The 11,619-nt window shown below is 53.3% G+C and carries 10 protein-coding genes; 6 read left to right on the top strand and 4 right to left on the bottom strand.

Annotation, left to right across the window (positions count from 1 at the left end; all coding sequences use genetic code 11):
- Positions 1-180: 180 nt before the first annotated feature.
- Together K9G39_RS10975 and K9G39_RS10970 are read right to left on the bottom strand one after the other, a co-directional pair.
- Positions 181-498: an HPF/RaiA family ribosome-associated protein gene (locus K9G39_RS10975; protein WP_292004969.1), complete on the bottom strand. Its 318-nt coding sequence runs from the start codon at positions 496-498 to the stop codon at positions 181-183.
- A gap of 375 nt (positions 499-873) precedes the next feature.
- Complete coding sequence (locus K9G39_RS10970) at positions 874-1,353, bottom strand: TspO/MBR family protein (RefSeq protein WP_292004968.1); 480 nt, start codon at positions 1,351-1,353, stop codon at positions 874-876.
- Positions 1,354-1,534: 181 nt separating this feature from the next.
- Between K9G39_RS10970 and K9G39_RS10965 the strand changes: the two genes are divergently transcribed.
- The 3 genes from K9G39_RS10965 (at position 1,535) to K9G39_RS10955 (ending at position 5,696) form a co-directional block, all read left to right on the top strand.
- A complete protein-coding gene (locus K9G39_RS10965; protein ID WP_292004967.1) occupies positions 1,535-2,344 on the top strand; it encodes an inositol monophosphatase family protein in 810 nt (269 codons plus the stop codon).
- Complete coding sequence (locus tag K9G39_RS10960; RefSeq protein WP_292004966.1) at positions 2,341-4,161, top strand: ABC transporter substrate-binding protein; 1,821 nt, start codon at positions 2,341-2,343, stop codon at positions 4,159-4,161. The genes K9G39_RS10965 and K9G39_RS10960 overlap by 4 nt, the downstream gene beginning before the upstream one ends.
- Before the next feature lie 131 nt (positions 4,162-4,292).
- Positions 4,293-5,696 carry a bifunctional UDP-3-O-[3-hydroxymyristoyl] N-acetylglucosamine deacetylase/3-hydroxyacyl-ACP dehydratase gene (locus K9G39_RS10955; RefSeq protein WP_292004965.1) on the top strand — a complete coding sequence of 468 codons (1,404 nt, stop codon included), beginning with the start codon at positions 4,293-4,295 and terminating at the stop codon, positions 5,694-5,696.
- Positions 5,697-5,977: 281 nt separating this feature from the next.
- On the opposite strand, the gene recJ is transcribed toward K9G39_RS10955, so the two are convergent.
- Complete coding sequence (recJ, locus tag K9G39_RS10950) at positions 5,978-7,705, bottom strand: single-stranded-DNA-specific exonuclease RecJ (protein WP_292004964.1); 1,728 nt, start codon at positions 7,703-7,705, stop codon at positions 5,978-5,980.
- 190 nt (positions 7,706-7,895) lie between these two features.
- On the opposite strand from recJ, the gene fbp reads away from it, so the two are divergent.
- A complete protein-coding gene (gene fbp / locus K9G39_RS10945; RefSeq protein WP_292004963.1) occupies positions 7,896-8,894 on the top strand; it encodes a class 1 fructose-bisphosphatase in 999 nt (332 codons plus the stop codon).
- A gap of 132 nt (positions 8,895-9,026) precedes the next feature.
- On the opposite strand, the gene K9G39_RS10940 is transcribed toward fbp, so the two are convergent.
- Complete coding sequence (locus tag K9G39_RS10940) at positions 9,027-9,860, bottom strand: TIGR00282 family metallophosphoesterase (protein WP_292004962.1); 834 nt, start codon at positions 9,858-9,860, stop codon at positions 9,027-9,029.
- Positions 9,861-10,046: 186 nt separating this feature from the next.
- Here K9G39_RS10940 and K9G39_RS10935 point away from each other — a divergent pair, with 186 nt between their 5' ends.
- Complete coding sequence (locus tag K9G39_RS10935) at positions 10,047-10,958, top strand: pirin family protein (protein WP_292004961.1); 912 nt, start codon at positions 10,047-10,049, stop codon at positions 10,956-10,958.
- A 12-nt stretch (positions 10,959-10,970) separates the two neighbouring features.
- On the top strand, positions 10,971-11,603 hold the full coding sequence (locus tag K9G39_RS10930) for a murein L,D-transpeptidase catalytic domain family protein (protein ID WP_292004960.1): 633 nt from the start codon (positions 10,971-10,973) through the stop codon (positions 11,601-11,603).
- The last annotated feature ends 16 nt before the right edge of the window (positions 11,604-11,619 follow it).

Genomic DNA, 11,619 nt, shown 5'->3' with positions numbered 1-11,619 from the left:
ACATTAAAAACATATTTTTTAGGGTATTCTGTGCCGCGGGGTTGCTCCTCCGGAGCTGAAACCAATCGTTTGGGGGCTGCTTCTGACCCAGGGTTTCACCCTGCGCTACCGATATACCGTCCCTATGGGACTGAAACCATCCCGCGCTACCGATATGCCGCTCCTCTGGAGCGGTACTCATTACTGGTTGCCGAGCTTCCCAAGGGTGGCGTCAATGGAACGTGTCAGCTTGTCCAAAGCACCGTCGACGGCCTGCTCCATAGTCGCCGCCTGATGTTTCACCGCGAGAGGCTGAAGGCCGGCGAGACGAGCCTCAAGCAAGCAACGTTTATCCTCCGTGCCAAATTTCTTGTCGCTGTTATCATCGCTAAGGTGAACTTCCACCCGCGTTATTTTATCGCCAAAGCGCGCCAGGCTGCTTTCCACTAAGCTCTCGATCCGGATCGCCTGCTCTCTGTTGCCTTCGATATTCCTATCCGTGTTGACCTGAATGATCATATTGTTTTCCTTTTACAGGGTTATCTCATTGTATGGATGTGCAGGACGACTCCGACCAGGAATTTCACGATGGGCTTCAATCAGCAGAGGTTCGTCGATCGACGACAGAGCATTTGGGGTTGCACCCCCCCCCGCTACCGATATACCGTCCCTACGGGACTGAACCTGGTCTTCCGGCTCACCACCCACCGCTCACGGCCCACCTTTTACGGCTCACCTTTTACGGCTCATGAAGGGGCCTCTATGTATTGTCGTGAGAAGCCTGAGTGCAAGGCGGACGGAGCGGAGAAACCGGAATGTACACGTAGTACATGAGGATTTCGAGCACCGCCCAACGAAGCAATCAGGTTTCGCAACAAATACATAGCGGCAGCATCAGGGATTGAGCTGCCAAATCGTATAGTTCAGAAACGCGGCAAAACTGACCCACATCAGGTACGGCACAAGCAGATAACCCGCCGTGGCTGAAACCGCCCTGAAACGCACGATGGTCATAACTATGGCAAGCCAGAGCAGGATGATCACCAGAAGGCCGGCAAGAGGGTTCTGCAGCCCGAAAAACGCTGCTGACCAGCTCATGTTCAGGAACAGCTGCAGAGCGAAAAACGCGATTGCCGTCCTGACCTCGTTTTTTTCCAGGCCCGCTTTCAGCACCATCCAGAACGCTATCGCCATCAGCAGGAACAGGAGGCTCCATGCCGGAGGGAAAAGCCAGTCGGGGGGATTCCATGAGGGCTTGACGAGCTCCCCGTAATACCATGCGGAACCCTTTTCAGGAGTGAAGAGACTTCCGGTGAAGGCGGCGGTAAAACAGAGCGCAAGAGAGAGCGCGAGCTTCGGGAGAGTGGTTTTCATGGTAATGGGTGTCAAAATTAACGGTTTATCAAACAAACAGATAGCCCCGTCCTATAATTCCCCTCTTTTCGTTTCGTGGTGCTCCTGCCGGTCAAGGAAGACGCAGACTGTCTATATTCGGCAAAATGTTATATTGCCGTCCACTATATGCAAACGGCACCGAAACTTCGATCAGTACACCATGAGCAGAGAACTCGATACCGCCGTAAAGGCCGCGAAAGCCGCAGGCGAAATCACCCTCCGGAAATTCGGGGAGCTCTCCTCCCTCGAGATCGTGCAGAAGGAATTCAAGGATTTCGTCACCGAGGTCGACAAGGCGTGCGAGGCCGCAATCAGTTCGCTGATAACGACAGCGTTCCCCGATGACAGCATGCTTTGCGAAGAGGGCACCATTGCCGAAGGGGAATCCGGCAGGACATGGATCGTCGATCCGCTCGACGGCACCCTGAACTTTATTCACTCTTTTCCGGTTTTTTCAATCAGTATAGCGCTCCGCGACACAGGAGGAGATATTCTGTGCGGTGTCGTCTATCAGCCCGTTCTCAGGGAGCTCTTCACCGCAGAAAAAGGCGGAGGGGCTTTTCTGAACGGCTCCCCCATCAACGTGTCGTCACGGTGCGACAGGGAAAGTTTTCTTATCGCAACTGGCTTGCCATTCAAGGAGTATCATTATCTTGACTCCTATGTAGCCATGCTCAAAGAGGTGATCCATGATTCCGCAGGAATCCGCCGGGCCGGATCGGCTGCCATCGACCTTGCCTACACCGCTTGCGGCCGTTTCGACGGCTTCTGGGAATACAAACTCTACCCATGGGACTTTGCTGCGGGTATTCTGCTCGTTCGTGAAGCAGGAGGAACCGTCACCGATTTCGAAGGCCGCACTGACGTATTTCTCAAACAGAGCATCATTGCCGGCAACGCGACCACACATCCGATGCTGCTTGAAAAGGCATTGAAGCATTTCTGTCCGGAACACCCATTGCAACCATGATGAATAAAATTCCTTTTTTCTGCACCCTGCTTCTTGCTCTCGCTCTTCAGTCCCGCCCGGCTGGAGCGGAAGCGGCAAAAGACCCGCAGCCTGCCGCAGTCGGGGAACCGGCAGAGCGCAATCTGCAGTCAGAAATGGTAAAAGGTAAAACACTCTTCGTCCGGAAGGAGTATGCCGAGGCAAGGAAGATATTTGAAGAGATCGCGATTAACTCGGGCGGCAACCCGAAATCGAAAAGCCTGCATGCGGCAAGGCTCTGGCTTGCAAAAAGCCTTTTCATGCAGCAGGATGCGAAAGGAGCTGCCGAACAGCTCGAACTGCTTCTGAAAAATCCCGCAGCAACAGGACTCGAACCAGCAACCATCTATGAGGCGCATTTCGACCTCGCGGCGTGCCGCCTGAAACTCGGTCAGAAGCTTCCCGCCGCACTCGACTATCTCAATGTAGGGGTTTCGGCCGCTCCGGCAGGCATGGAAAAAGTACGCGAAACAGCGCTCGGCAATGCGCGTCTGATAGCTTGCACCATGCTCGACGCCGATGAAATCACAGCTCTCGAACGTGTCGCGAAAGAGCCTGATCTGCAGGCATTTTTCCTCAATGAACGCATGCAGAAATATTTGCGGGAAAATAACACCAGTGCATTCAAAAGCTCGCTGCCTCTTGTAGACACCCTGCTCAAATCTCCGTCGATCAGCCCGCTCCACCGCCAGCTGCTCCTGTCGCTGAAACAGCAGCAGAAAGCCATTACCGAGAGAGCCATGAAAGAAAGGCGCATCGGCATACTGCTTCCCCTGGAGTTCACGGTTTATTCCCGTTCATCTCCCCTGCCTGCAGGAAACCGTGTTTTTTCCGGTTTGCACAACAGGCTGCTCAAACAGCAGATAAACCAGCCCGATCTGCTTGTAAACACAGCAACAGCATCGACATCCGACCACGAAAAGAACCCTGCAGAAAAACTCATTGAAAGCCACCGGCCTACGCTCCTTATCGGGCCACTCTTCAGTGCAGAAGCTGTTGATGCTGCTCATGCGGCAAAAAGTGCGAAAATACCGCTCATCACCCCTACCGCAACTGACAGACGGATAACGGAAAACAATCCCTGGTGCTTCCAGTTGAACCCGACGCATGAAGAACGGGGCCGCATTGCCGCCCGTGAACTGCTGAAAATATCGAAACCAGCAACGGCTGCGGCCATAGCCGAAAAAAGCCCCCATCTTGAAGAGATGGCAAAAGGGTTTCTCGACGAGCTCAAACTTGCCGGAACGAAAAAAGTCGTCTATGCCTCTATCGGCACGACTACCGATTCCGCTGCAGTAAAAACGGTGATCGGCAACCTCCGGGGAAAATCCTTCGACGCGCTTTATCTTCCGATGGACAAGCCTGCAGTCATCGACAGAACCCTTTCACTTCTCGAATCCTCGGGAACAGCCTATAAGCATCTGTTAGGTTCGGGCATATGGGATGAAAAAACGGTACTCAACCGTTTCAGGGAGCGGATTCCCAAAGGTATTACCATTTTCACCGATTACCATACCGAATACGACGGCGGTAAGACTGCCGAGATCGCAAAAAACCAGCATCTGTTGTGGAACGCTCCGCTCTCCTCATATTTCTGGTACGGGTACGACACTCTTGATTATCTTCTGAACCTTCTTGCCCTGAAACCACTCGATAAAAACCGTGATCTTGCCCGTGCGCTGCAAAGTGCGCCTGTTTTCAAAGCGCACTATATCAGCTATGAGTTCGGCGGAGGTAACGTCAACCGCTCAATGAATGTGCTCCGTTACGAAAACAGGGTCATCAAAAGAGTACGCTGACCCTTTTCACTGCCGGGAAACTGCAGGTTTGAAACCCTTGTGTTCTTTGTTATCTTATAAGTTTTCAGCTTTTTCATTCGATTTCATTTTCCGCTGTCCCCGAACCGGGCAGAGAAAGTAAAGACCATACTATGCTTATTCATCAGCGCACCCTGCAAAAAGAAGTTTCGCTCCAGGGAACAGGCCTTCATACCGGAAAGGCATGCACCATCACCTTCAAACCAGCCCCGGCCAATTACGGATACCGCTTTGTACGTACTGACCTCGAAAACAGCCCTGAAATTCCCGCCCTTATCGACAATGTCGTCGATGTTCTGCGCGGCACGACCATAGCCTGTAACGGCGTGAAGGTTCATACGACCGAACATGTGCTCGCCGCGCTTTACGGTCTGCAAATCGACAACTGCTGCATCGAAATGAACGGCCCCGAGCCTCCGGTCATGGACGGAAGTTCACACCCTTTTGCAGAGCTGCTTCTCTGTGCGGGCTTCGAGGAACAGGACGAACCGAAAAATTACCTTGTCATCGATGAAACGGTAGAGTATCACGACACGGAAAACCAGGTCGATATTGTAGCCCTGCCCCTCGACAGCTTCAGGGTGACCGTCATGGTGGACTACAAAAATCCTGCGCTCGGCTCGCAGCATTCCGGGCTCTTCGATCTTGAGCACGAGTTCATGAAAGACTTTGCGCCAAGCCGAACATTCTGCTTTCTCAGTGAAGTCGAAGCGCTTGCCAACCAGGGAATCATCAAGGGGGGAGACATCGACAACGCAGTGGTTATTGTCGATAAAACCATGCAGACGGATGAGCTGAACTCCCTTGCCGAAAAACTCGGCATCGACAGCGCCAATCTCGTATCGGGCAAAAACGGAATTCTCAACAACAGGGAACTCCGCTACAGCAATGAACCTGCACGCCACAAACTGCTCGATCTTTTGGGAGATATCGCCCTGCTTGGCATGCCGGTCAAGGCGCAGGTTCTGGCCGCTCGACCAGGTCATGCCTCGAACGTCGAGTTTGTCAAGCAACTGAAAAAGTATGCCGACAGGAACAAGCTTGCGCGACAGTACCAGCATGAAAAGAAAGCCGGAGTGGTGTTCGACATCAATGCCATTCAGAACATCCTCCCGCATCGCTATCCCTTCCTCCTGATCGACAAGATAGTCGAGTTCAAGCTCGATGAGAAAATCGTTTCCATCAAGAACGTGACCATGAACGAGCCCTTCTTCCAGGGGCATTTCCCCGGCAATCCGATCATGCCAGGCGTACTGATCCTTGAGGCGATGGCCCAGACCGGAGGAATCATGATGCTGAACGGCAACGAAAATATCAAGGAGAGCGTGGTCTATTTCATGGGTATCGACAAAGCCCGCTTCCGCAAGCCCGTCCTGCCGGGAGACACGCTCGTCATCGAAGCGGTCATGACCAACAAGCGAAGAACCGTCTGCCAGTTCGACGGCAAAGCCTTCGTCAGGGGCGAGCTGGTCTGCGAAGCCTCGCTTATGGCGACGGTGGTAGTGAAAAACAAGTAAGCCGCCCACTCTTTTACGGCTGACGCCCTGCCTTAAAGACAGGGCGTTCATGCAATCCTTCACCTGTACACCCGCGCCAATCCTGGCTCTTCATCTGTTATCCACAGAGCGGCCAACAAGTTATCCACATTCACTCAACATGAAGACAAAAAAGCGGGACTGTCGTAAAATATTAAAATAAAATAACTTAGAAAGACCCTCTCCTGTACGGCCTTTTTTTACAAACACTTATCCACCAACTGGCGGGAAAAACCGGAACCATTCCCGTCTTCCCTCAGCCTTCACGCAACCGTTAACGAGTGCACGCCTCCTGCGTCCAGATCCCTGAGACGAATCTGCCACTGTTCGCGATTGTTCCAGCTCCTTTTTTCAAGCGAGTAGACCATGGAAAACCTGACTCCCGGATCGGCTTCGAGAACCTTGTATATGTCCGGACGGTCAAAACCGATAACATCGAACAATCTTCCGTTTCCGCCTCTCACTGAAAACTTCACATGTTTTTCCTTGAGCAGCCTGGGCTTTCCGGCGAGTTCAAGACCGGAAGAGAGGAAAAGCGGTTCACGGTTTCCATATCCGTAGGGGGTAAACTGTTCGAGCACGTTCATGAAATTCGCCGTGATTTCATCAATATCGAGACGGGAGTCGATCTGAAGCTCTTTCTGGCGCCTCTCGGCAGGCAGCATACCGGCACATATTCCATCGAATTTCTTTCTGAAGCCCTCAAGATTTTCAGGCCGGAGGGTTATGCCCGCAGCCTGATTATGGCCGCCGAACTGCACGAGATAATCACTGCACTCCTGAAGTATCTCGTAAATATTAAGCCCCTCTACACTCCTTACCGATCCTTTGATCATGCCGTTCATACTACCCATGATGACGGTCGGAAGGTAGTACTTTTCGAGCATTTTAGATGCTACAATACCAAGCACCCCGAGATGCCAGCCCTCATCATAGAGCACGATCGAGGAACAGAAGGATGCAAAATGGCCCTCAACCATCCGGTCTGCCGTTGCAAAGATCGCTGCATCGATCGTCCTTCGCTGCTGGTTTATCCGCTCGAGTTCCTCAGCCGCACTCCTTGCTCCCTCTTCGGTGGAGGAAAGCAGCCACTCGACAGCAAGCCTGGCCGACTGCATTCTCCCGGCCGCATTGATTCTCGGCGCGATACCGAATGCTATATGGTACATGCCAAGCGAATCGGCATCGATCCCTATAAGCGAAAACATGCTGCCGAGACTCTGGCGCCGCGAAGTTCTCAGCCGCAGAAGACCTTCGCTGAGAAGAATCCTGTTCTCTTTTTCAAGCGATACCATGTCGGCCGCGGTTGCAATGGCGACAAGATCGAGATACCTGCTCCAGCTCTCCTCTCCGCTGCCAAGCCTTTCGGCCAGGGCCTGCACCAGCCTGAAGGCAACCGCACATCCGCAGAGATCCCTGAATGGATAGCTGCAGTCCGGTACTTTCGGGTTGAGAATGGCAAACGCCTGGGGCAGTTCGTGCGGTTCATGGTGGTCGCATACGATGACATCGATACCTGATTTCCGGCAGCGCAGAATGGCTTCATCCGCCCGGATGCCGCAGTCAACGGTAATAATGAGCCTCACCCCCGACTCTTCGGCTGAAGCGATCCCTTCGGGAGACAATCCGTACCCTTCGGTGAACCGGTCGTTGATGTAGTAGGAGACATCAGCCCCCTGCTCCCTGAGAAACAGACAAAGCAGGGCGGTTCCGGTTGTTCCGTCCACGTCGTAATCCCCATAGAGAAGAATTTTCTCCCTCTTTTGCAACGCTTCGAGCACACGGCCGACAGCACGTTCCATATGCTGCAGCAGAAAAGGAGAGGAGAGCTGCCCGATCGAAGGACGAAAAAAAGCTTTCGCCTCTTCAAAAGAGGTGACATTGCGGTTGCACAACGCTCTTGCCACCGGAAAACTGACATTGATCACTTCCGAAAGAGCGGCAACCGTCTGCTCATCCGGTTCAAGCAGTTTCCAGCGATAACGTTTCATACGGCAAAGGTATAGACTTGCAGATCGAAAAGACACTCTATATAACATTTTCAGTGCCCCTTAACAAAAAGAGTGACGGCTGCGGCAACTCCCTGCATTTGAAAAATGCAGGTAAATACCCTACATTACATGCTACAGTTTTTCAACACAGCCCACGAAAAACCATCGTCAACCATACCAAATCCCGAGCATGAACCTCGTCACCATTGAACGGCACATACTTGAACAGCAGAAATTCTTCCCTGAAGCAACCGGCGAACTGACCGATCTGCTCAACGATGTGGCTTTTGCCGCAAAACTTGTCCGGCGAGAAGTGGTAAGAGCCGGTCTTGTCGATATTCTCGGTTTCGCCGGCAGCACCAATGTTCAGGGCGAGGAGGTAAAAAAGCTCGATCTGTTTGCAAACGACAAGATCATCAACGCCATCGGCCAGCATGGGCGTTTCGCCGTGATGGGTTCCGAGGAGAACGACAGTATCATCATTCCTCCGAAGAATGAAACCGGCAGTTATGCGCTGCTTTTCGATCCTCTTGACGGCTCGTCGAATATCGACGTCAACGTCAGTGTCGGCACCATTTTCTCCATATACAAACTCAAGGGCGACGATCCCTGCAAGGCAAGCATCTCCGACTGTCTGCAGCGCGGCTGCGATCAGGTTGCCGCCGGTTACGTCATCTACGGTTCATCGGTCGTCATGGTCTATACCACCGGTCACGGAGTACACGGCTTCACCTACGACCCCACCATCGGCGAGTTCCTGCTTTCCCACGAAAACATCGTCACTCCGAAACGGGGCAAATACTATTCGATCAACGAAGGCTCCTACGCCCAGTTCAACGAAAGCACAAAAAAATATCTCGACTATATCAAGGAGGAGGACCCCGCAACAGGTCGCCCATACAGCACCCGTTACATCGGATCGCTGGTCGCCGACTTCCACCGCAATCTGCTGACCGGGGGCGTCTTTGTCTACCCTCCGACCACCACGCATGAAAACGGAAAACTGAGACTCATGTATGAAGCAAACCCGCTCGCCTTCATCTGCGAACAGGCGGGCGGAAGAGCCACCGACGGCAAAAACCGGATTCTCGATATCCAGCCGACCGCCCTGCATCAGAGAACCCCGCTCTATATTGGCAGCCAGGACGATGTCATCGTCGCCGAGGAGTTCGAGCAGGGTCTGCGGTAGGATGTCGGTATTCAGTAGTCAGTAGCCGGGAAGATTGCCGATAGTGGGCGGTTAGCTGGAAGAGCGGAAGTGGGCCATAAGTCCGCTTCCGCTCTTTCGTTATCCTTTCCGTAACACGTAACCGATTTTCAGCTATCCGGCTATCTCTCCGCGATCGAATTCCGGATAGAATATCCGCTGGATACCAACCGTTTTTCCGTTTGAGCGGTCCAGGGAGAGCACGATCCCCGCAAAATGCACATCATCTTCGGCACATTCGTATTTGTGCGGCGTCTGGTAGAGCATTCTGTCGGTCGCCGATTTGATCTGCATGCCGATAACCGATTGATGCGGGCCCGTCATTCCCGCGTCCGAGCAGTAACCGGTGCCTTTCGGAAGAATTCGTTCATCGGCCGTCTGTATATGGGTATGGGTTCCCAGAACCGCCGATACCCGTCCGTCGAGGTACCAGCCGAGAGCGATCTTTTCCGCCGTCGCTTCCGCATGAAAATCGACGAAAATAAAGCGCACAGGCTCCTTTACCTGCTCCTTGATCTGTTTGAGCACCCAGTCTGCAGTTCTGAACGGACAGTCTATCGGGTACATGAAGGTTCTCCCCTGAAGATTGATCACGGCGATGTTGCCCATACCTTCGGGCAGCCTGTAAATTCCGTAACCTCTCCCGTACGTACCCTTGGGATAGTTCAGGGGACGTAAAACCTGGGCGTGGGACTTCAGGGTATCGAAGAAATTGAAATTGCTCCAGGTATGGTTCCCTCCTGTCACGACATCGACCCCCGCCCCGAGAAGCTGGTTGAGTGCTTCGAGGCTCATTCCCTTTCCGTGATGGGCGTTTTCGCCATTACAGACGACAAAATCGACGCCATACTTTTTTATGAAGTTTTTCAGCCAGAGATCGACCATCTTCAGTCCGGGAGTGCCGACAACATCTCCGATGAACATCACCTTCAGGGTTTTCTGTGCCATACCTTTCTAATTAACGTATTTAATTTACTGAAACTGCCTGCCCCGGCAAGTTACACATTACCCGCGAGACAGAACAGCGCTATTTCATTCGTGGCGGGGATATTGAACTTGTATTGAACTTGTAAGCCCCATGAAAAGGTTCTCAGTAAAAAGTACCTTTCACAGCTGCAAAAACGGAGCCGGAGCATGGATACCCAGAGAAAAATCAGCAAGGTGTTCAAAAGCAAACCTGTTCTCGAAGGTGCCGGAGTGCTCCTGAAGCGAGCCTTCGGCTTTAGCCAGCTCCCTCTCTTCGATCCCTTTCTGTTGCTCGACGATTTCCGCTCGGCCAATCCCGAAGAGTACCTGAAAGGCTTTCCCTGGCACCCGCATCGTGGAATCGAAACCATCACCTACGTGCTTGACGGATATGTCGAACATGCCGACAGCATGGGAAACAGGGGCATCATTTCCGGCGGAGATGTACAGTGGATGACTGCCGGCAGCGGCATCATACACGAAGAAATGCCTTTCGGCAATGAACGCGGAGCACTTGCCGGCTTTCAGCTCTGGGCGAACCTGCCCGCATCGGAAAAAATGACCCCACCCCGTTACCGCGACGTCAAATCCTCGGAAATACCCGCACTCCATCTGGATAACGGAGTGGAGATCCGCATCATCTGCGGCAAATACGACGAAACCCTGGGACCGGTCACCGGAATTGCCATCGACCCCGAGTATCTCGACATCACCCTCCCTCCGGGCGTGAGCTTCAGCCGCAGGATTCCAGGCGGCCGCAAGGCGTTCGCTTACGTCATTGCCGGAAAAGGGTTGTTCTGCAATCAGGACGAACCATTCGGGTACGACACCGAAGGTGTGAGTTATTTCGACATGGAGTCCTCAGCACTGCTCGAAAATGAAACCCTTGTGCTCTTCGGCGACGGAGATGGCGTCACCCTGACCACCGAGGACGATCCGCTGCGCATTCTCCTGATTTCCGGCAATCCACTCAACGAACCGGTCGCCTGGCACGGACCGATCGTCATGAACACCCGTGAAGAGCTGCGGCGGGCTTTCGAGGAGTTCCAGAACGGAACATTTGTCAGAACAACCGGATAGGATCACAAAACCATGCTCCGAAAAGGAACAATCGTCACATCTTCAGGTATCCTTGCACTCCTTTTGCTTGCAGGAACGACATTGCTCCTGCTTTCCGAAAAGGTGTCGCCCGAAGCCTTCCGGGCTGCATATGCGGCACTCGATGCCTACCGGAGAACAAGCCCGCAGGAAAGGCCCCGCATGCTCGCGGTCGCAGATTACTCGAAACCCTCCTGGTTGAAACGCATGGCGATCATCGACCTGGAAACTGGCCGACAGCGCTTCTATCGGGTAGCGCACGGCAGGAGATCCGGCGAACTGTACGCCAGGCGTTTTTCAGACACTCCCGAATCGAACATGAGCAGTCTGGGGCTTTATAAGGTGCTTGAAACCTACAGCGGCGATCACGGCACGGCCCTGCGTCTCGAAGGGCTGGAACCGGGACGCAACGGAAACGCATTGCGTCGCGACATTGTGCTGCACTCCGCAGGCTATGTGTCGCTGCACTACATTCTCCTGAACCTCGTCACCTTCGAAGGGCCCAGAATCGGCAGAAGCAACGGCTGTTTCGTGGTATCGACGGGAGAGATCGAAGAGGTCGCCAGGCGACTCGCCAAGGGTGGCTTTATCTACGCCTGGGCTGAAGAGCCTGAAGAAAGGGAGTGATCCGACCGATCGGCCC

Source organism: Chlorobium sp., assembly GCF_021740465.1.
In the GTDB taxonomy this organism is placed as follows: domain Bacteria; phylum Bacteroidota; class Chlorobiia; order Chlorobiales; family Chlorobiaceae; genus Chlorobium.
Note: the sequence above shows the minus strand (reverse complement) of the source record. Positions and strands in the feature narration are given on the sequence as shown.